This window comes from Pseudomonas sp. MWU16-30322 (assembly GCF_020515535.1).
GTDB lineage: Bacteria > Pseudomonadota > Gammaproteobacteria > Pseudomonadales > Pseudomonadaceae > Aquipseudomonas > Aquipseudomonas fluorescens_H.
In genome coordinates this window covers 495,318-515,971 of the sequence record NZ_JAIWYL010000004.1, presented here as the reverse complement: position 1 = coordinate 515,971, position 20,654 = coordinate 495,318, and the positions used below count along the sequence as shown (strand labels likewise).

The following is a 20,654-nucleotide window of genomic DNA, read 5'->3' as shown; positions in this document are numbered from 1 at the left end:
TTCAAATAGAAGATGTCGCGCCGGCCGGTGCGGCTCGCAGCAGACGCCAGACCTCACGGATGCACAGCGCTGCAGCGGCGATCAGGCAGTAACCCAGCAGCAGCGGGTCGATCAGGTAATCCCAATAGTTTTCCGAAGCCTTGAGACGCAAGGCGAACGCCAGCGTGCCCAGCGCGAGCATCGACACTGCCAGCGTGTTGCGCAGCCACAACAGCGCCAATGCCAGCAGACCGATACAGACGATCATCGGCCGTGGGTTGAAGCCCCAGCGGTACGGATCGAAATACGTCAGGCCCATCGTCGCCGGGTACAGCAGCGCGGCCAGCACGGTAAACAGCACCAGCACCTGCACCCGTGCCGACAATGTCTGCCGCTCGACCACGCCCAGTCGGACCAGACTGGCCCAGCCGAGCAGCACCAGCGTGGTGATCGCCAGATCGTCGGTGACACTGCGCACATACGCCGCCAAGGGCAGCTCGTTGACCGGCACGAAGCTGACCACTGCCAGCAGCGGCAACAGCCACGGACGCCAGCGTTGCGTGCATTGCAACGAACCCAGCAGGACAAAACCAAGCAGGATGAACGTCAAATGGGCTTGCCAGAGGATCAGCATCACAGGCGCTCCTCCAGCCACGCTTCGTTGAAGCTGACATGTTTGATGAAGGTGTTATTCCACGAATACACCAGGTGATAAAGGCCATCGCTGCCGCGACTGAAGTACGGATACTCGTACTCGAAATCACAGCCCTGCGGCTTGCACACCCGGTAGTCCAGATTGCTCAGAAAGCGTTGCTCCAGCGGCAAGCGCCGGGCACCACTCGAAGCGCGAAAGCCTTCGCCGATGATTGCCTTATAGGCGTCGGGGGCGAACGGCTGGCCGAGCGGATCGGGCGACTGATCGAGTTCGATCACATTGCGCCAATTGTTCAGGCTGTCATCAGTGCCATAGAGGCTGAGCTTGAAGCGCCCGTCCTGCAGATCATTCAGCGCCACCAGCAGCCCGTTGTCGTCGGTGCCGACTGCCGCGAGCGATGAATTGGGGTTGGCCGGTTCCAGCGGGTACGGCTCGCTCCAGGTCTGCCCGGCGTCCTCGGTGCGGCTGGCCAGCACTCGATGATGAGTGTCGCCGGCATAACGCAGCATGGCCACGGCACGCCGGCCATCCAGCGGCACAATGGTCGGTTGCAACGAATGTTTGCCACGGCTGATGCGGAATTTGTCGATCACCGCGCCGTCTGCGCTCAGGTAAAGGTACTCGGCGAATTTGCCCATGAACTCGTGATACACCGGCAGACCGATCGAGCCGTCGGCATGGAACACCGGCGCGGCGCGCACCAGCGTACTGATGTTGAAAAACGGTGAGGTGATCAGCTGTCGCGGCGCCGACCAGTTGCGCCCGACATCATCCGAAACCATCACGTTGATCGCACTGGTGGCCCAGCCGCCCACGGACACCGAGACATAGAACATCCACAACCGCTGATCCGGCGCGAGGGCAATCACCGGGTTGCCCAGTTTGCGGATGTAGCGCTGGGTGCCGTCGCGGGTCGATTCGCGGGTGGCCAGCACCTGCTCGGCGCCCCACTCCGCGCTGTTGGCATCATAGCGGGCGGTGCGGATCTGCACGTCGGCAGCGCCCTCACGCGAACCGGCAAACCACACCGCCATCAGGTCACCGCCCGGCAGTGCGGTCACCGACGAGGAGTGCACGAAATCATTCAATTGCGAGGAGACGAAGCGACTGCTGTACAGCGGCTCCGGTGCCTGCAGCGAGGCATCGACCGGCGGCGTCGCCACGGCAAACGGCGCCAGCACATGGGCCGGATGGCTGCGCCAGGCGCCCCAGAAAATCAGGCTCACGGCCAGTCCGCCGAGGATAAGTTTCAAGCGATCGGGAAGCACACGCATAGTGGACTCACGGCAAAAACAGGATGGAGGGCAATCGGCAAAACATCCTTGTCAGCGCGGCAGATCGTCCGGCAAGCGGCGCCGGCGTCCCGTGAGCATCGACAACGGCAAGTTGTCGCGCAGCAGAAAACTTTCGAACAGCGCGGCGGCGATGTGCAGGCAGACCAGCACCAGCAAGATGTCGGTAGCGGTTTCGTGCACCTGCAACGGCCAGTCGGCGCCCCACAAGGCATCGACCTCTTCCATGGCCCAGCCGCTCAAACCGGCGATAAACATCGCCAGCAACATCAACAGCATCACCAGCGCACCCATCGGCGAATGCCCAAGACGATGCTCGGGCCGTCCGGCAATCAACGAGCGCGCATGGGCGAACAGCCGCGTCGGCGTCGGCCAGAAATCCGCCCAACGCGCACTGCGCGGCCCGACGAATCCCCACACCAGCCGTACCAGCAGCCAGCCCATGGCGTAATAGCCGAGCCACACATGCCAGTCATCACCGGCTTCATTGAAGAAATAATTGGCGACGAAGACGCCCGCGATGGACAGATGAAACAGCCGCACCACGGGGTCCCACAGGCGCACGGACGCGCTCGACATCAGCCCTTGATCTCGGTTTTCACCGCTTTGCCGCTGACCGGGTCGTGGTAGATCTCGACCTTGCGCTTGTCCTTGTCAAAGCCATAGATCTCGTAGCAGTTGCCGTCGGTGACCTTGAACTTGCTGATCTCGTAGCCCTGGGCCTTGAGTTGTTCCTGAAAGGCTTTCTGGTCTTGCCATTGCGAGCGTTCGGCGGTGGTGCATTGCGGGCCGGCGACGGCCAGCGGGCTGGCAACGATGAGGGACAACAGCAGAAGTTTGCGCATGGAAACACTCTCGCTCGATGAGGAAGGCCTCACTGTGCAAAAGCAACCTTAGTCGAAGCTTAGTTGGCAACGAGTCGTTACATCTTTCCCGTCGGGTCAGCTGCCACAGCCGGCTGCACAGCGGCATGATGCCGCCGGTCAACCGCCGTGTTTCCTCAAGAGAATCCGTTATGCGCCTATTGCTGGTCGAAGATGATCGCGCCCTCGGTCAAGGCATTCGCGTTGCCCTCGGCAGCGAAGGCTACACCCTCGACTGGTTGCAGGACGGAGTCAGCGCCCTGCACGCCCTGCGCAGTGAGAGCTTCGACTTGCTGCTGCTCGACCTCGGTCTGCCACGGCTCGACGGCCTCGCGCTGCTGCAACGCTTGCGCGGCGAGCAACAGGATTTGCCGGTACTGATCCTCACCGCCCGCGACGGCACCGCCGAACGCATCGCCGGGCTGGATGCCGGCGCCGACGACTACCTGATCAAACCGTTCGACGTCGATGAATTGAAAGCGCGCATCCGCGCGTTGCTGCGCCGCAGTCAGGGCCGTGCGCAACCGGTGCTCGAGCATGCCGGCGTGTGCCTTGATCCGGTCACGCAGCAGGTCACCTGGCACGGCACCGACGTGGTAGTAACGCCGATGGAATATCAACTGCTGCATCAACTGATGGCCCGCCCCGGCAAGGTCGTCACCCGCGAACGTCTGTCGCGGGCGCTGTATGGCTGGCAGGACCGGGTCGAGAGCAACACCCTTGAAGTGCTGATCCACAACCTGCGCAAAAAACTCTCGAGCGAGTTGATCCGAACGGTGCGCGGTGTGGGCTATGTGGTGGAGCTCAAGCCATGATTTCCATACGTGCGCGGATTCTGGTGCCGGTGCTGATTCTGGTATTGATCGGCGATCTGCTGATCAGTTGGCTGGTGCTGCGCGACAGTCACCATGAAATCGAAGAGGTCTACGATGCCCAACTGGCGCAAAGTGCGCGCCTGCTGCAAGGCGTGCTGGCCCAGCGCGCGCCGGGCGACAAGGACTGGAGCCGGCTCTATCAGGCCTTCGATGAAGCCATGAGCCGGGTCGGCGACGGCGAGGCTGCGCACCCGTACGAAACCCGTCTGACCTTTCAAGTGTGGCGCAGCGACGGCCAATTGCTGGTGCGCTCGGCCGAAGCGCCGGAGCTTGCCGCACCGCCCACCACCCTCGGCTCGCATGACCTGATGGAGAACGGTCGCGACTGGTGTGCGTTCCTGCTCAAGGATCCGCAACAGGGGCTGCTGATCTGGGTCGGCGAGCGTGATGACATCCGTCAGGACCTGATCGAGCGCATCGTCGGCCACACGGTGTGGCCGAGCCTGATCGGCGTCCCGCTGCTGGCCGCGCTGATCTGGCTGACCATCGGTTGGGGCCTGCAACCGCTGCGCGCGATGGCGCAGAGCATTCGCGGACGTGACACCGAAACCCTGAAACCGCTGCACCTCAGCCCTCTGCCTCACGATCTGGAGCCGATGCAGACCGCGCTCAATCGTCTGCTGCAACAGATCGACAATCTGCTGGCGCGGGAGCGGCGCTTCATTGCCGACGCCGCCCATGAGCTGCGCACACCGCTGGCGATTCTGCGGATCCACGCGCAAAACGCGCAACTGGCGGCGACCCCGCAACAACGCGAAGAAGCGCTGGAGTATCTGGTCAGCGCGGTGGATCGGGCGACGCGTATCGCCAGTCAATTGTTGACCATGGCGCGCATCGAACCGCACCTGGCCAATCCCGAAACCCGCAGCGTGGAACTGACCGAACTGGTGCGCGAAGAACTCGCCGAACTGGCACCGCTGGCCCTGGAAAAAGACGTCGAACTGATCCTCGACAGCGACCACCACTGCCCGGTCGACACCGACCCGGTGGCCCTCGCCATCGCCTTGCAGAACCTGGTGACCAACGCCCTGAACTTCGCCCCACCGGGCAGCGAGGTGCGGGTCCAGGTGCAACCGCAGGCGGGTGGCGCGGTGTACATCAGCGTCGAGGACGCCGGCCCCGGTATCAACGAGCAGGAATACGCGCGGCTGTTCGAGCGTTTCTACAGCCATGGCCACGGTAACGGCGCGGGACTGGGGCTGGCGATCGTGCAGATGATCGTCGGCAAGATCGGCAGCACGCTGCAGCTGTACAACCGGCCGCAGGGCGGGTTGTGTGCGCAGTTGCGGATCAATGAGGAGCGCTGAGCTGACAGGTTCGAGCGTAACTCCGTGTGAAGATATCTGTGGCGAGGGAGCTTGCTCCCGCTGGACTGCGCAGCAGGCCTTCTGCTGTTGGCCATAGAAAGGGCCGCTGCGCGACCCAGCGGGACGGTGCGACGATTCGACAAGCTCCCTCGCCACAGAGTCTTGTGTTTATCGATCGCCTCGATGCTTTTGACAAAATTTTCATGTTTGCCCAAATAAGATCCGCAGCCTCGTTGGGGAGTAGCCTGTTTCCGAGTCCCTCGGAAGCGTTCGTATCAACATTCTCGGCAACACGCCGTGGTACGAACACCTTTTGGTTGGTGAGACCGACGACACATCCATGCCTAAAGTCGGGCGTGTGGTTGTGTCGTTGACTCATAGCCCGACTGGAAGTGTGCCCCCGTGAATCCTGTTTCCCTCATATTCCTCGCTCTGGCCATGTCCACGGACGCGTTCGCCGCGGCCATCGGCAAAGGCTCCAGCCTGCACAAACCACGTCTGACCGAAGCACTGCGCACCGGCCTGATCTTCGGCGTGATCGAAGCCATCACCCCGATCATCGGCTGGCTGATCGGTCAGGCCGCCACCCGTTGGGTCGCCGAATGGGACCACTGGATCGCCTTCACCCTGCTGCTGATCCTCGGCCTGCACATGATCTACAACGGCCTGAAACACGAAGACGAGGAAGAAGAAAAACCCGGTCAGCACTCGTTCCTGATTCTGGCGGTCACCGCGTTCGCCACCAGCATTGACGCGCTCGCGGTCGGCGTCGGTCTGGCGTTTGTCGACGTGAATATCTGGGTGGCGGCAGCGGCCATCGGCGTGGCAACCATGACCATGGTGACCATCGGCGTGATGCTTGGCCGGGTACTCGGAGCGGTGGTCGGCAAGCGTGCGGAAATCGTCGGTGGTGTGGTGCTGATGATCGTCGGCGCGACCATTCTGTACGAGCACTTGTCAGCCTGATTCAGGCGCGGATAAGCGCCGCCAGTGTCATCGCGTTGCCCAACGCGGCGCCACTGGCGGTGTTGTCGAAAATGCACCAGACGCTGGCGCCTTCAGCAGCGCAGAGCCGCATGTTCTGCGCAAGCTGCTGCAGATAAGGCAGCTCATAAGCACTGTGATAAATCCGTGGCGCGCCATGCAGTCGCCAATAGCGCACACCCGCCCAGCCCTGCGCCGAGCCATCGCTACTGATTCGCGATGGATCGACCATGACCTGGGCGATACGATAAGCGTGCAGCATCGGCGCCGCCGTCACCCACGATTCATGCCGTGGCTCCAACACCACATCACCCGCGAATCGTTGGCGCAACGCCACGAAAAACGCCTCTGCGTGTGCCGGCTCAAAGGCCAGCGACGGTGGCAGTTGCACCAGCAAGCATCCCAGCCGATCGGCCAGGCCCTCGCACTGCCCGAGGAACTCATCCAGCGCCTGATCACAGTTCTGCAAACGCAATTGATGGGTGATCTGCTTAGGCACTTTCACCGAAAAACGAAACCCCGGTGGCACCGATTCCGCCCAGCGTGCATACGTCTCGCGCCGATGCGGGCGATAGAACGAGCTGTTGATTTCCACGCAGTCGAACCGTGCCGCATAACGCTGCAGATGCGTGCCCTCCTCCGGAAACTGCGGCCAATACTCACGCCCCAGACTCCAGCCTGCGCAACCAATGAACATCAAAAAAGCACCTTCGCCGCTTCACGCATGAAAATCTCCACGGTCTTCGTTCACAAATTTGGGGGATGACGAAATACCTGTGGGAGCTGGCTTGCCAGCGAAGGCGTCGACACATCCACAACTTCTGCACCTGACACAGCGCTTTCGCGAGCAAGCCCGCTCCCACAGGTTTCAGCGGCGTTCACAGAGTTGGGGGACGACGAAATACCTGTGGGAGCTGGCTTGCCAGCGAAGGCGTCGACACATCCACAATCGCGGCGCCTGACACACCGCCTTCGCGAGCAAGCCCGCTCCCACAGTTTCGGCGGCGTTCATAAATTTGGGGTACGACAAAATACCTGTGGGAGCTGGCTTGCCAGCGAAGGCGTCGACACATCCACAATCGCGGCGCCTGACACACCGCCTTCGCGAGCAAGCCCGCTCCCACAATTTCGGCGGTGTTCACAAATTTGGGGTACGACAAAATACCTGTGGGAGCTGGCTTGCCAGCGAAGGCGTCAACACATCCACAATCGCTGCGCCTGACACACCGCCTTCGCGAGCAAGCCCGCTCCCACAATTTCGGCGGCGTTCACAAATTTGGGGTACGACGAAATACCTGTGGGAGCTGGCTTGCCAGCGAAGGCGTCGACACATCCACAATCGCTGCGCCTGACACACCGCCTTCGCGAGCAAGCCCGCTCCCACAGGTTTCAGCGGCGTTCACAGATTTGGGGCACGGCGAAGCTCCTATGCGGTTATTTTTTGCCGGGGAGGACGCTGGCCAGGACCTGCTTGGCGGCTTGCACGATGACGCCCGCCTCGTCCGGGTCGCCCTTGAGCAGGGTCGTGGCAAATTTCTTCGCCTGTTGGAGCGTGATGTGCGGCGGCAACGGCGGTACGTTGGGATCAGTCTTGAACTCGATCAGCACCGGCACCTCCGAAGCCAATGCCTGTTCCCAGGCGGCGGCAACGTCCTCTTCGCGGTCGACGAAAATCCCTTTCAGGCCGATGGAAATGGCAAACAGGTGATACGGCACGTCGGGGATGCTTTGCGAGGCTTCGAACTTCGGATCGCCCTCCATCACTCGTTGCTCCCAAGTGACCTGATTCAGATCCTCGTTGTTGAACACCGCGCAGATCCACTTCGGACTGGCCCACTGGCGCCAATATTTGGCGACGGTGATCAGCTCGGCCATGTTGTTCATCTGCATCGCGCCATCCCCCACCAGGGCAATCACCGCGCGCTCGGGGTGGGCGAACTTGGCGGCAATCGCGTACGGCACGGCAGCCCCCATCGAAGCCAGTCCGCCGGACAGCGAACACTGCATGCCCCGGCGAATTTTCAGGTCACGGGCGTACCAGTTGGCGCAGGAGCCCGAATCGCTGGTGATGATTGCCTGATCCGGCAGGCGCGGTGACAGTTCATACACCACCCGCTGTGGATTGATCGGTGTGGCTTTGGCCATAGCACGCTTTTCCAGGGTCTTTTCCCAGCTGCCGCGCCAGCCTTCGATCTTTTTTCGCCACTTGCGCGAGGTCTTCTGTTCGAGCAATGGCAGCAAAGCGGCAAGGGTTTCGGCGGAGTCGCCAACCAGATTGACCTCCATCGGATAACGCAGGCTGAGCATGTCGGGTTGCAGGTCGATCTGCACGCCGCGCGCCTGACCTTCCTTGGGCAGAAATTCCGCATAGGGGAAACCCGAGCCAATCATCAGCAAGGTGTCGCATTCATTCATCATCTTGTAGCTCGGTTCGGTACCCAGCAGACCAATGCTGCCGGTGACCCACGGCAAATCGTCCGGCAGCGCAGCCTTGCCGAGCAACGCCTTGGCGACGCCAGCACCGAGTTTTTCCGCGATGGCGATCACTTCATCCGTCGCCTGCAACGCGCCAGCGCCGACCAGAATCGCAACCTTTTCACCGCTGTTCAGAACGTCGGCGGCGCGCTGCAGATCCGCCTCGTAGGGCAGCACTTTCGGCTTGGTGTAACCGACGCCAGAGTGCGCGGTGCCATGCGCCCGCGCCGGTGGCTCGTATTCAAGATCCTGCAAATCATTGGGCAGGATGATCGCTGTCACCCGCCGCTCGCCAACCGCTGTGCGCACGGCGCGGTCGAGCAGATGTCGTACTTGCGACGGCGCCGACGCCTGCTGCACAAAAGCCCCGGCCACATCCTTGAACATCGAGACCAGGTCCAGCTCCTGTTGGTAATGGCTGCCGAGTGCGGTGCGCGCCTGCTGACCAACAATCGCCAGCACCGGTTGGTGATCCATACGGGCGTCGTACAGCCCGGTAATCAAGTGCGTAGCGCCGGGGCCTGAAGTGGCGATGCACACACCTAATTCGCCGGTGAACTTGGCGTGGGCCGAAGCCATGAACGCGGCCATTTCTTCGTGCCGGGCCTGAACGAATTCGATCTTGCCATTGGCTCGGGCGAGCGCGCCGAACACGCCATTGATGCCGTCTCCCGGATAACCAAAAATCCGCGTGACGCCCCATTGACTGAGCCGCTCAACCAGAAAATCTCCCACTGTCGTCGTCATCTCGTTCCTCGCCTGTCACCGATGCATGAAGCCTTCCCGGCGAAACATCCACCGGGAAGTACAAAGGTCTGGACAGCCGGGAAGAGCGCGAAGTTTCGATTGTTTTTGCCATTAGCCAGTGGCGACGGGTACAGCCTGCGCCCACTCGACCTCATCGATTTGGGCAAGGCTCAGGTGCGCCGTCTCCTTCAGAAGAAACGAGCATAGCGCCACGATACCCAGCGCAACCGCGCCGTAAACCGCCACCCCGAACGCGTTGTGGTTGTTCGCGATCAAGATCGCCGTCGCTGCACTGGAAGCGGTCCCGCCGCCCAGCGCCGCACCGATCTGGTACGCCGCCGACATTCCCGAATAGCGCATGTGCCGCGGAAACTGTTCAGCCAGAAACGCCGGAATAGGCCCCTGCGTCGCGCCCATGAACGCACCGATGGCGATATAGGCAGCGGTAGAAATCAGCAGACTCTTGAGGCCGACCAGCGGGAAAAAAGCAAAGAAGCCGAGAGCCATGATCAGCGCGCCGAGGATCATCACCTGGCGGCGGCCGATCCGGTCGGACAGCAAGGCAAACAACGGCGCGGTGATCACGATGGCGATCGACAGCGACAAGTCGAATACCAGCGCGTCGGTACTGCCATAGCCCAATTGCGTGGCATACGACAGAAAGAACGTACTGCCGATGTAGGCGATGGTCACGTAACCGAAAGCGATGCCGGTGCACAACAGCATGGCTCTGGGCCGCGCGCGCAGCGCTTCAAGCAGCGGCATGCGCACGTGGGCCTGCGGTTCGGCAGGTTGTTCAAGCGGTTTGTGCAGGCGCGCATACAAACCGATCAGCACCAGCACGCCACCGAGCCAGAATGGAATGCGCCAGGCAAATCCGGCCAGGTCATCGTGTGACGCGACACTGACAATCGCGAACACCCCGGCCCCGAGAATCCCGCCGATACCGATGCCCATGCTGGTGAAACTGCCCCACAGACCACGACGCCCGGGCGGCGCCGACTCGATACCGAACAACGCCGCGCCACCCCACTCGCCACCGGCGGCAAAGCCCTGCACCAGCCTCAGCAGCACCAACAACACCGGTGCGCCAGCGCCGAGGGTGGCATAGCCCGGCAGGCACCCGATCAACAGCGTGCTCAAACCCATCAGCAGCAGCGTGATCACCAGCATTTTCTGCCGGCCGAGTTTGTCACCGTAATGCCCGAACACCATGCCGCCAAGGGGCCGGGCGAAGAACCCGGCGCCAAAGGCGCCGAACGCCACCAGCGTCGCGGTCAGCGGATCCATCTGCGGAAAAAACACTTGGGGAAACACCAGCGCGGCGGCGGTGCCGTATATCACGAAGTCATAGAACTCCAGGGCGGTGCCCATGCCGGAGACGAAAAACGTCCTCAGCGCTGACGGGGAACCGCTCTTGCGATCAATCTCGGTAGCCATGTGCATTGCTCGTTTTGTTTTTATTGGAGGCCGCGATTCAGAAACGCAGATAGCCGTTTCGGGCGAGCTGTTTGGGGTTGCCGGCGGCGTATTCGAGGACGCTGTTCTCGGTGTCGATGCCGATGGTCAGCAGAGTCTCCCAGCGTTCGGTCGCCGGCATGCTCAGATCCGGGTGGAAGCAGATCGGCGCGTCTTCACCCGCCTCGCCGCACATGGCGTCTGCCCGATGGCTCAGGTTGCCGCTGGCCATGTTTTGCAGCGCCGCGTTGACGTGATCGAAACGGGCGTACGTCGTCGAGGCATCCGGTGTGCGCTCGCCGAGGCTCAGTTCGGGATCGAGGAAATGGTTGGTGTGGCTGATCCAGCCCTCGGCATCGGGCCGTACCACTGCAGTGAATGCGGGCGACATTTCAATGCTCACCGCACGCGGGCTTGAGTCCTCGCGGGAGAACACGGTCAGCACCGTGGAGGCGCTGACCCGCGCTGAACGCGCCAGCGCAATCGCTTCGTCAACGCTGCTGGCTTCTTCAAGGATGCGCCGGGCAATCGCATGCACCGGCACCCCGGCAGATCCATTGTCGCTGGCGTGATGCAGAATGTTGAAGTGCAAGCCCAGCCCGGCGCTGTTGACGCCGATCTTGCCGAGCATGCCGAACTCGGTGAACAGTTTGACCGTCATGCCCTTGGCCGTGGTCAGTTGCAGAATCAACCCGTTAGGCACCAGCGAATCGTGCCAGTCCCAGGTCTGGATGCTGCGCGGCGGCAATGCGCCGTTGGGGGCGAACACGGCGGTCGAACACTCGCCTTCAGTGGACGCCGGCATCACCGCGAGAATCTCGGTACGGGCATTCAGGCTGGCGAGCTGCCAAAGCGGCACCCCGGCACCTTCAGCAGTGGCGACGAGCTCTTCGGCGAGGCTCGGGCACCAGCCTTGGAGGGTTTGCAGACTGGCTTCACCGATGGCCTGCACCTGTGCCTGGGGAACACCGACCTGATTGAAGAAATCCAGATAGAGCGCCACCGTCTGGCGGATCTGCGCGGCCCAGGTGGTGCCAATCTGCTGCCCGCGAATCTGCGGATCCCGGGTGTCGGTGACGAAGCAATGAACATTCACGAAAAGATTTCCTTGTTGTCGTTTTGAAAGGCTGCCGTCACGGTTTACGGCGGTAGATTTCGCGACCGGCGAACCAGGTGTTGAGCACCTGGGTGTCGCGCAGAGCGGCGGGCTCGACCGTGAACACATCGCGGTCGAGGACGATCATGTCGGCCTGCTTGCCGGGCTTGAGCGAACCGATCTGGTCTTCAAGGCGCAGCACCTTGGCCGCGTTGAGGGTGTAGGCCTGGAACATGACCTGACGGTCGATGTCTTCGGCGGCGTTGAGCACGCCTTTCGGGCCTTTGCGGCTGACGGCCTGATAGATCGCCTTCCACGGCTCCGGGGTGGTGATCGGCCAGTCGCTGGCACCGGCGATGGTCGCGCCGTTCTTCAACAGCGAGCGCGCCGGATAGGTGTACATGAAGGCCATCGCGCTGACGTAAGGCTTGACCAGGTCCATGCTCGACTCGTCGGCGGCAGCCCAGAACATCTGCATCGAGGCGATGACATTCAGCGCCTTGAAACGAGCGAACTCCTTGGGATTGACCATTTGCAGGTGAGTGATCGAATGGGCGATGCCACTCTGACGATCCTTGCGTGCCTGCTCGATGCCGTTAAGCGACTCACGCACCGCGCGGTCACCGATGGCGTGGATGTGCACCAGCCAGCCGCGCGCATCGGCAGCGCTGACCAGCTCGCCGAAGTGCGCCGGGTCGATCAGCAGCTCACCGGTCTTTTTCGAGTTGCGGTACGGCTCGATCATCGCCGCGCTTTGCGCCGGCACTTCGGCCACGCCGTCAGCGAAAATCTTGATCCCCGGCAAGGTCAGATTGCTGACTCCGAGGAACTGTTGGCGCACCTTGTCCAGCTCATCGAGGTCGGCCGGTCTGGCCTTGGAATCCGCCATCAACAGTGCCGCGACGTGGGCGGTGAGTTCGCCGTTTTCCGAGAGTTTTTTGTAGGTCGGCAACACGCCGAGCGAGGTGTTGGTAACGTCACTGCCCGGGACTTCGTTGGCGAGCGGGTCCATCCATCCGGTGATCCCCAGGCTCTTGTAATAGTTCAATGCCGCGCGCCCAGCGGCCAGTAAGGTGTCAGCGGTCGGCGGCGGCAGCAAGGCCTGCACCGGGTACAGTCCGGCATCGACGAGGAAGCCATCCGGGCTGCCGTCGGAGTGATGGCCGATGGTTGCCTGCTCTTCGCCCTTGAGCGTTTTAACTTTCTCTGCCGTGACGCCGGCGCGTTCAAGCATCGCCCGATTGGCCCAGCCGGTGTGCAGATCCCAGCCCAGCAGGAGGATCGGCTGGTTCGCCCATTCGCCCTGATTGAAACACTGCTCGAGGGCGGCGATGTCGCTCCAGTAGGTCGACGGCAACCCGCCGACACTGAGGAAATCCCCACGCTGCGCCTTGCCGTCCTGACGCCATTGGCGCAGGCGTTGTTCCAGTTGATCAAGCGGCAACAGTTGCCCGTCGAGGTTGGCCTGCAACATCTGCAGACCGCCCTTGATCGTGTGGGAATGCGAGTCGATGAATCCCGGCATCAGCACTTTACCGTGCAGGTCGATCACTTGCGTGGCCGGCGTCTTCAGGCGCATCACCTGCGCATCCGTGCCCACGGCGAGGATCTTGCCGTTCTCCACCGCGACCGCTTGCTGCAAGGGCTGGCCGGGTTCGGCGGTGTAGACCTTGGCGTCGTGCAGGATCAGATCGGCGGACGCCAGACTTTCCAGTGAGGCACAGGCCAGTGCCGATGACACCATCAGGCTCAGTAGCTGCTTCATGAGGCTTCTCGTTATTTTTGTTAGGCTGCGAGCAAGCCTATCCAAGCCTTGGCGATAACTGAATGCCACCTCGCGCACAACTTCTGTGCCCAGCAGGAATAGATCAATGGACAAGATGAGTGCTCTGACGATGTTCGTCGCCACCGCCGAACACGGCAATTTCAGCCGCGCCGCCGAGGTGCTCGGCAAGACTCCGTCAGCCCTGACCAAAGCCGTGGCGCAACTGGAAGAAGAGCTCGGCACGCGGCTGTTCGACCGGACGACCAGACGTATGGCGTTGACCGAGGCCGGGCGGATTTATCTGGATGGCGCGCGGCAGGCGCTGATGCAACTGCAACTGGCCTGCGAGGGTGTCGAACAGCTCAGGCACGAATTGAGCGGCGGCCTGCGCATCACCGCACCGCCCTCCTTCGCCCCGGCGTTTCTCAACGACGTCTGCTGCCGCTTTCTCGACGCCCACCCACAGGTGCATCTGGAAGTCGACTTGAGTGACAGCTATGACGATCCGGTGGATGGCGGTTACGATCTGGCGCTGCGTGACGGCCCGATCGATCTGCCGGGCGTGATCGCCCAACCCATCGTCGAGAATCAGGTGGTGCTGTGCGCCAGCCCGACGTATCTGGCGCGCAAGGGTCAAGAGGTGTCACTGGACAACTATCAGCAGCACGACTGGCTGATCTTTCGTCACCCGCTGCTCAACCGGCATTTCTGGTGGGTCAAACAAGGTGACCGGAGGATTCGCCTGACCCAGCCGAGTCCACGCGTGGCCAGCGACAATTACGACTTCCTGCTGGCCTGCCTGCTGAAGGGTCAGGGCCTGCAGTTTCTGCCGCAATGGAGCGCCGCGCCGTATCTGGCTAGCGGCGAACTGGTGGAAGTGATGCCCGAGTACTGGCGCGAGCCAAGCGCATTCGGCCCGTGGATTTACGTGTTGTATCTGGCCCACCGGCGCAACACGCGCAAGGTCAAAGTGTTTATCGAATTCTTGAAGGCGCACTGGCGCCCACTGTCACAAGGGACGAATGAAAATGGATCTGCCACAGACATGGCGCCAGCGTTTCGCTGACACCCGCTACGAACAGCAAACCATCGGCGAATCCCGAGCCGATGTGTTCCGCCTGACGCCCGCCGGATCAGCGCCGCTGTTCGTCAAATCGGAACCGCGAATCAGCTTCTCCGAATTGCCTGGCGAAGTGCAGCGCCTGCGCTGGCTGGCTGAGCAGGATCTGCCGGCGGCGCGCGTGCTCGACAGCGTCGAAGAAAGCGAGCGCTTCTGGTTGCTGATGACCGCTGTACCGGGACGCGACCTCGCCAGCAGTGAACATCTCACGCCGCAGCAAATCGTCTCGCTGGCGGCGAATGCCTTGCGCACGCTGCATGCAATCGACATTGAAGACTGCCCATTCGATCATCGCCTCGACGCGAAAATCGCCCTGGCCCGAGAGCACCTGTTGGCCGGTTTGATCGACGAAGAAGATTTCGACGACTCGCGCCTCGGCCAAAGCGCCGAAGCGGTGTTCGAGCAGATGCTGGCCGCACGCCCGGACAGCGAAGACCTGGTGGTGACTCACGGCGACGCGTGCCTGCCCAACCTGCTCGTCGACCACGGACGCTTCAGCGGTTTCGTCGACTGCGGGCGGCTGGGCGTTTCCGACCGTTTCCAGGACCTTGCACTGACAGCCCACAGCATCGCCTACAACCTCGGCGAGCAATGGGTGCCGGCATTTTTCGAGGCTTATGGGGTACAACCGGATCTGCGGAAAATCGCCTTCTATCAGTTGCTCGACGAGTTTTTCTGAGGCACGCATCAACGATGCGGATGCACCGTCAGCGCTACCAGTTTGATCACAATCGGCCGCACCACGAGGATGCACAGAAAGGCCACCGGCATTGCCAGCTTGTAAGCGTGCAACGCATTACTCAGGTAGTCGTTATCAATCCCGGAATTGGCGGCGGTGATCACCAGCGACATCAGGAACGCCATGATCGTCGCCATGTACAACGCAAACACATAGGGCGTCGCCCGCGGCGACAGCTTGCGCCGGCTGAGATACAAGGCATCGGTGGTGGTTCTTTGATTCATAGGGCTTTTCCATCCGTTGACAGGGAGTCGGCACCTTAGCAAAGCCCCCCTGCGCGCAACTAGACGGCCCGCCACAGGTACTTTATAAAGCAGAACTTACGAATCAAACCCACGCGGCGGGACACGGATGAATCTGTTGGCGGCGATTGCCAGTTTTATCAAAGTGGTCGAAGCCGGCTCCATCGTCGGCGCCGCCAAGACGCTGGGTGTCAGTGCGGCCGCGGTGAGCCAGACCCTTAATCGCCTCGAAACGCACCTCGGTGTTCGACTGCTGCAGCGCACCACCCGCCGCATGGCCCTCACCGAAAATGGTGCGCTGTATTACGAAAAGGTGCGACGCATCGCGGCTGATCTGGAGTCGGCGCAAAGTGCGATCGTCAGCGATGAAAGCGAACTGCAAGGGCGTTTGAGCATCGCCTCCACCAGCGCATTCGGCCGCCACGTCCTGGCGCCGTTACTCGCCGGTTTCGCCGCGCTGCATCCGCGCCTGCTGGTCGAGCTGTCGACCACCAACGGCAAGATCAATCACATCCAGGACGGCATCGACCTGAGCTTGCGGATCAAGCCGCAACTGGAAGACGGCATCGTCGCGCGCCGGATTGTTTCCCTGCCGTTCATCTTCTGCGCCGCCCCCGCCTACCTCGAACGCGCCGGCATGCCGCAATTACCGCAAGACCTGCAACACCATGCCTGTCTGGCGTTCCGTTATCCATTGGACGGGCGTTTTCTGCGCTGGGGTTTCCTCCGCAACGGCGAGCACTACGACGCCCCGATCAACGCCACCGCCATCAGCGACGACATCGATGTTCTGACGCAAATGGCAGTCAACGGCGCGGGCGTTACGCGCCTGGCCGAATTCGTCGCCGCGCCCTATCTTGAAAGCGGTCAACTGGTGCCGCTGTTTGAAAATCTCCCGGGTGAAAGCCACGCCTATGTCGAACCGATGGACATCTATGCATGCGTGCAGGAGCGAGCGGCGATGACGCCGAAGGTCAGAGCTTTCATGGATTATCTAACTGAACACCTGAACAGACGCTGGCCGATGCAAGCGCCTTGAGCCGCGGCGCATACCGGCGTGCCGATCTGCTTAACTGGCTCATTGCAGCCTCTCAACTCAGGAGATCGGTAATGAAGCTCACCACTCCGCTCGCAGCAATACTGATAGTAACCGCCCTTGCCGGATGCGCCGGTTCATCCGGCTCCAGCGTGAACCTGCCGTTGACCGCCACCCGTCAAAACACCGGGCAGATCGGCAATGTCACGCTGTCTGACTGGGGCCAGCAAACCAACTTCAGTTTCTTCATCAGCGGCGCGCCGAGCGGTGCCTCACTGCCCTTGCGCCTTTATGCCTTCATCAACAAGGGCAGTTGCCAGCAACCCGGAGCGGTGGCCTATGCGTTGAACGACAGGGTCAATACCGAACGACAGGCGATTCGTGGCTGGACGTTTTCCCGGAGCGCGCCGGTGGCCCTGTCGCCGTTGCTGTCCGGCGATTACTCCGTGGTAGTGCGCACGGCGGCGACCGATGGCAGCGTGGATATTTTTTGCGCGGACCTGCGTCAGGGCAGCATCACTAAATAGCGCCGGGCGAATCATCAGCCCCCTCAAACTGCCGGCTACAGGCGCTCATCTGCTGGGTGATCCACTCGCGGAAAACCATGGCATTGGAGCTCTGCTCAAAGGGTTGCGGCGATAACAGGCAATAACTCGAGCCGTCGCGAATGAAGCCGAATGGCGCGATCAATTGGCCGGATTTGAGCTCGTCCTGAACCATCAGAAACGACGCCATGGCGATCCCTTGCCCCGCTAACGCCGCTTGAATGCACAGATAGAAGTGTTCGTAGTCGACTCGACTGACCTGCACCGTGGTCATGTCGGCCAGTCGAAGCCAGTTATCCCACGCCTGTGGGCGCGTCTTGCTGCGCAGCATGCAGGCACCGCGCAAATGATCGCTTGCAGGACGACTGGACGGCACGCAGACCGGGCCGATCCACTCCTCACAAAGGGTCACCCCATGCACGGTCTCGTCCCAATGAAAATCGTCGCGCCGGATCGCCAGATCCACGCCTGAACGAGCGAAGTCGATCGGTCCGCCGGCCGTCAGCAATTGCACCTGCAACTGTGGATGCGCGCTACGGAAGTCAGGCAAACGCGGGATCAACCACTTCATGGCGATGGTTGGCTCGCAGGACACCACCAGCACGTCATCGTGGACTTCGCGTTGCAGACGATAAACAGCGCTTTCCAACTGTTCGAACATCGGCGCGGTGACATTGAACAGCAAGCGCCCGGCGTGGTTGAGAAAGATCGCCCGATTGCGCCGCTCGAACAATTCCACGCCGATCGCCTCCTCCAGCAAGCGCACCTGGCGGCTGACCGCACCGTGAGTAACGTGCAGCAGCTCGGCAGCTTTTACAAAACTCTGGGTCTGGGCGGCGGTATTGAAGAAGCGAAAGGCAGCCAATGGAGGAAGGTTCATATAGGCGATGATTTCTCACAGATTTTCGCGACTATAAATCGTTTTTTTTGCCGAAGATACTTCTCCATCATGGCGCCGCTCAAGGCCGCTAGAGCAGATTCCCATCAACCACTGTTGGTCGTTGGTACAGATCGAAGCTCGACATCTGTGAATTCGAGTAGCGCAAATATCGTCATGGGGAGAGCAGGAATGAACGAGTTGTTTTTGGTAATCGCGATCACCATCCTGGCCGTGATCAGTCCCGGGCCGGACTTTGCCATGGTCACCCGCAACAGTTACGCCTATGGCCGGCGAAGCGGTTTGCTGGCTGCGCTGGGCATTGCCTGCGGCGTGCAGGTTCATGTGTTCTACACCGTGTTCGGGGTGGCGCTGATCATTACTCAATCGCCGGTACTGTTCTGGATGATGAAGCTGCTGGGTGCCGGTTACCTGGTCTATCTGGGCATCAAATCCTTTACCAATAAATCGGTGCTGATATTTGCCGATGCGAGCGCTTCGGCACCCCGCGCCTGGAAAGTGTTCTGCTCAGGCTTTCTGACCAATGCACTGAATCCGAAAACCATGCTGTTCGTGGTGGCGGCGTACAGCCAGGTGGTGGAGCCAGGCAGTTCCCTGACAGCAAACTTCGCCTATGGCTTGTTCATGTCGTTCACGCACTGGGTGTGGTTCAGCCTGGTTGCACTGTTTTTCTCAACGGATCGATTACGCCGCCGGATGCTGGAAAAACAGCGGCTCATCGACAAGGTGATTGGTACGGCACTGATTGGTCTGGCGGCGTGTTTGATGATTCCCGGGGTTGCACAGTCCTGAGGTAGAGCGTTTATGCTGTCGAGTCTGATACCTGTCGAGGTATCCCTCGGCACACCCACGATGAGGCCCATTTCATGAGTAAAGCGCCCTACGTACCGCCCAAGGTCTGGAAACACGAAGCGCCGTCCGGCGGCCAGTTCGCCAACATCAACCGCCCGATTGCCGGGCCGACCCATGAAAAGACGTTGCCGGTGGGCAAGCATCCGCTGCAGCTGTATTCGCTGGCGACGCCCAACGGCGTGAAGGTGACCATCCTCCTGGAGGAATTGCTCGCACTGGGGCATACCGAGGCCGAGTACGACGCGTGGCTGATCCGCATCAACGAGGGGGATCAGTTCTCCAGTGGCTTCGTTGAGATCAACCCGAACTCGAAGATTCCGGCGCTGCTCGACCGCAGCGCGCAGCCACCGATTCGGGTGTTCGAGTCCGGTTCGATCCTGCTGTATCTGGCGGAAAAATTCGGCGCCTTCCTGCCGAAAGATCCCGCCGGCCGCACGGAAACCCTGAACTGGCTGTTCTGGCAAATGGGCGCGGCGCCTTATCTGGGCGGCGGCTTCGGGCACTTCTATGCGTATGCGCCGGAGAAGCTCGAATACCCGATCAACCGCTTCACCATGGAAGCCAAGCGTCAGCTTGATGTGCTTGACCGGCGCCTTGGCGAGAGCCGCTACCTGGCCGGCGACAGCTACACCATCGCCGACATCGCGGTCTGGCCGTGGTACGGGCAACTGGTGCGCAATAACGTGTATTCGGCGGCTGAATTTCTATCGGCACAGAATTACACCCACTTGCAGCGCTGGGCCGAAGACATTGCTCAACGCCCTGCGGTGATTCGTGGCCAGCGCGTCAATCGCACCTGGGGTGACGAGGCCAGCCAGGTTCCTGAACGGCATCAGGCCAGCGATCTGGATTGACGCCGCGCTCCCACAGGGATCCGGGTTGGACATGAGAATTTGAGAGCCCCAGCAATTACAGTGGGACTTGTGCTGGACTTGGGGATCCGCAATCACCCGCAATCTTTGTGGGAGCGGGCTTGCTCGCGAAGGCGCCGGGTCAGTCAACACTCACATCACAGACCTACCGCTTTCGCGAGCAAGCCCGCTCCCACAGGGGTTCGGGTTGGACATGAGGATTTGAGAGACCCAGCAATTACAGTGGGACTTGTGCTGGATTGGGCATCCGCAATCACCCGCAATCTTTGTGGGAGCGGGCTTGCTCGCGAAGGCGCCGGCTCAGTCAACACTCACATCACAGACCTACCGCTTTCGCGAGCAAGCCCGCTCCCACAGGGGTTCGGGTTGGACATGAGGATTTGAGAGCCCCAGCAATTACAGTGGGACTTGTGCTGGAATTGGGCATCCGCAATCACCCGCAATCATTGTGGGAGCGGGTTGGACATGAGGATTTGAGAGCCCCAGCAATTACAGTGGGACTTGTGCTGGATTGGGCATCCGCAATCTTTGTGGGAGCGGGCTTGCTCGCGAATGCGTCGGCTCAGTCAGCACTGGCATCACAGACCTACCGCTTTCGCGAGCAAGCCCGCTCCCACAGGGGTTCAGGTTGGACATGAGGATTTGAGAGCCCCAGCAATTACAGTGGGACTTGTGCTGGAATTGGGCATCCGCAATCACCCGCAATCTTTGTGGGAGCGGGCTTGCTCGCGAAGGCGCCGGCTCAGTCAGCACTGGCATCACAGACCTACCGCTTTCGCGAGCAAGCCCGCTCCCACAGCAACATGAGTGCGCGACGCGCAATGCCCTGTTTCGCAAGACCCACCGGATAAACC

20 protein-coding genes are annotated in these 20,654 nt (G+C 61.3%); 9 read left to right on the top strand and 11 right to left on the bottom strand.

Annotation, left to right across the window (positions count from 1 at the left end):
• Window position 1: 1 nt before the first annotated feature.
• From LCH64_RS11065 to LCH64_RS11050, 4 genes are read right to left on the bottom strand one after another with little or no spacing between them, the layout of a single operon-like run.
• Entirely contained in the window at window positions 2-613 is a 612-nt protein-coding gene (locus LCH64_RS11065) for a hypothetical protein (RefSeq protein ID WP_003225798.1), read from the bottom strand.
• Entirely contained in the window at window positions 613-1,908 is a 1,296-nt protein-coding gene (locus tag LCH64_RS11060) for a sialidase family protein (protein ID WP_226500266.1), read from the bottom strand. The genes LCH64_RS11065 and LCH64_RS11060 overlap by 1 nt, the downstream gene beginning before the upstream one ends.
• 51 nt (window positions 1,909-1,959) lie before the next feature.
• Window positions 1,960-2,505: a cytochrome b/b6 domain-containing protein gene (locus LCH64_RS11055; protein ID WP_226500265.1), complete on the bottom strand. Its 546-nt coding sequence runs from the start codon at window positions 2,503-2,505 to the stop codon at window positions 1,960-1,962.
• A complete protein-coding gene (locus tag LCH64_RS11050; RefSeq protein ID WP_007960465.1) occupies window positions 2,505-2,771 on the bottom strand; it encodes a PepSY domain-containing protein in 267 nt (88 codons plus the stop codon). The genes LCH64_RS11055 and LCH64_RS11050 overlap by 1 nt, the downstream gene beginning before the upstream one ends.
• Before the next feature lie 170 nt (window positions 2,772-2,941).
• Here LCH64_RS11050 and LCH64_RS11045 point away from each other — a divergent pair, with 170 nt between their 5' ends.
• From LCH64_RS11045 to mntP, 3 genes are all read left to right on the top strand, one after another.
• Window positions 2,942-3,604 carry a response regulator gene (locus tag LCH64_RS11045; protein ID WP_139054787.1) on the top strand — a complete coding sequence of 221 codons (663 nt, stop codon included), beginning with the start codon at window positions 2,942-2,944 and terminating at the stop codon, window positions 3,602-3,604.
• Window positions 3,601-4,971, top strand: a complete 1,371-nt coding sequence (locus LCH64_RS11040; protein WP_226500264.1) for an ATP-binding protein — start codon at window positions 3,601-3,603, stop codon at window positions 4,969-4,971. The genes LCH64_RS11045 and LCH64_RS11040 overlap by 4 nt, the downstream gene beginning before the upstream one ends.
• 402 nt (window positions 4,972-5,373) lie before the next feature.
• Window positions 5,374-5,937: a manganese efflux pump MntP gene (gene mntP / locus LCH64_RS11035; RefSeq protein WP_045122500.1), complete on the top strand. Its 564-nt coding sequence runs from the start codon at window positions 5,374-5,376 to the stop codon at window positions 5,935-5,937.
• Between the two features lies 1 nt (window position 5,938).
• Here mntP and LCH64_RS11030 read toward each other — a convergent pair whose 3' ends face one another.
• The 5 genes from LCH64_RS11030 to LCH64_RS11010 all read right to left on the bottom strand — a co-directional run bounded on the left by LCH64_RS11030 (window position 5,939) and on the right by LCH64_RS11010 (window position 13,496).
• Window positions 5,939-6,652, bottom strand: coding sequence for a DUF72 domain-containing protein (locus LCH64_RS11030; protein WP_226500263.1), 714 nt, complete (start codon window positions 6,650-6,652; stop codon window positions 5,939-5,941).
• 737 nt (window positions 6,653-7,389) lie between these two features.
• Entirely contained in the window at window positions 7,390-9,177 is a 1,788-nt protein-coding gene (locus LCH64_RS11025) for a thiamine pyrophosphate-requiring protein (RefSeq protein ID WP_226500262.1), read from the bottom strand.
• Between the two features lie 111 nt (window positions 9,178-9,288).
• On the bottom strand, window positions 9,289-10,617 hold the full coding sequence (locus LCH64_RS11020) for an MFS transporter (RefSeq protein WP_226500261.1): 1,329 nt from the start codon (window positions 10,615-10,617) through the stop codon (window positions 9,289-9,291).
• Between the two features lie 37 nt (window positions 10,618-10,654).
• On the bottom strand, window positions 10,655-11,731 hold the full coding sequence (locus LCH64_RS11015) for a C45 family peptidase (RefSeq protein WP_226500260.1): 1,077 nt from the start codon (window positions 11,729-11,731) through the stop codon (window positions 10,655-10,657).
• Between the two features lie 37 nt (window positions 11,732-11,768).
• Complete coding sequence (locus LCH64_RS11010) at window positions 11,769-13,496, bottom strand: amidohydrolase (RefSeq protein ID WP_226500259.1); 1,728 nt, start codon at window positions 13,494-13,496, stop codon at window positions 11,769-11,771.
• Window positions 13,497-13,602: 106 nt separating this feature from the next.
• Between LCH64_RS11010 and LCH64_RS11005 the strand changes: the two genes are divergently transcribed.
• A complete protein-coding gene (locus LCH64_RS11005; RefSeq protein ID WP_226500258.1) occupies window positions 13,603-14,562 on the top strand; it encodes a LysR family transcriptional regulator in 960 nt (319 codons plus the stop codon).
• Window positions 14,525-15,295, top strand: coding sequence for an APH(3')-II family aminoglycoside O-phosphotransferase (locus LCH64_RS11000; protein WP_226500257.1), 771 nt, complete (start codon window positions 14,525-14,527; stop codon window positions 15,293-15,295). The genes LCH64_RS11005 and LCH64_RS11000 overlap by 38 nt, the downstream gene beginning before the upstream one ends.
• Window positions 15,296-15,303: 8 nt before the next feature.
• On the opposite strand, the gene LCH64_RS10995 is transcribed toward LCH64_RS11000, so the two are convergent.
• Window positions 15,304-15,579: a DUF2798 domain-containing protein gene (locus LCH64_RS10995; RefSeq protein ID WP_003225824.1), complete on the bottom strand. Its 276-nt coding sequence runs from the start codon at window positions 15,577-15,579 to the stop codon at window positions 15,304-15,306.
• Window positions 15,580-15,706: 127 nt separating this feature from the next.
• Here LCH64_RS10995 and LCH64_RS10990 point away from each other — a divergent pair, with 127 nt between their 5' ends.
• Together LCH64_RS10990 and LCH64_RS10985 are read left to right on the top strand one after the other, a co-directional pair.
• Window positions 15,707-16,636, top strand: a complete 930-nt coding sequence (locus tag LCH64_RS10990; RefSeq protein WP_226500256.1) for a LysR family transcriptional regulator — start codon at window positions 15,707-15,709, stop codon at window positions 16,634-16,636.
• Window positions 16,637-16,707: 71 nt separating this feature from the next.
• Window positions 16,708-17,160 carry a hypothetical protein gene (locus LCH64_RS10985; protein WP_226500255.1) on the top strand — a complete coding sequence of 151 codons (453 nt, stop codon included), beginning with the start codon at window positions 16,708-16,710 and terminating at the stop codon, window positions 17,158-17,160.
• Here LCH64_RS10985 and LCH64_RS10980 read toward each other — a convergent pair.
• Window positions 17,153-18,058: a LysR substrate-binding domain-containing protein gene (locus LCH64_RS10980; RefSeq protein WP_226500254.1), complete on the bottom strand. Its 906-nt coding sequence runs from the start codon at window positions 18,056-18,058 to the stop codon at window positions 17,153-17,155. The genes LCH64_RS10985 and LCH64_RS10980 overlap by 8 nt on opposite strands.
• Before the next feature lie 189 nt (window positions 18,059-18,247).
• On the opposite strand from LCH64_RS10980, the gene LCH64_RS10975 reads away from it, so the two are divergent.
• Both LCH64_RS10975 and yghU read left to right on the top strand, forming a co-directional pair.
• Window positions 18,248-18,868: a LysE family transporter gene (locus LCH64_RS10975; RefSeq protein WP_226500253.1), complete on the top strand. Its 621-nt coding sequence runs from the start codon at window positions 18,248-18,250 to the stop codon at window positions 18,866-18,868.
• Between the two features lie 74 nt (window positions 18,869-18,942).
• A complete protein-coding gene (gene yghU / locus LCH64_RS10970) occupies window positions 18,943-19,782 on the top strand; it encodes a glutathione-dependent disulfide-bond oxidoreductase (RefSeq protein WP_226500252.1) in 840 nt (279 codons plus the stop codon).
• Window positions 19,783-20,654 lie beyond the last annotated feature (872 nt).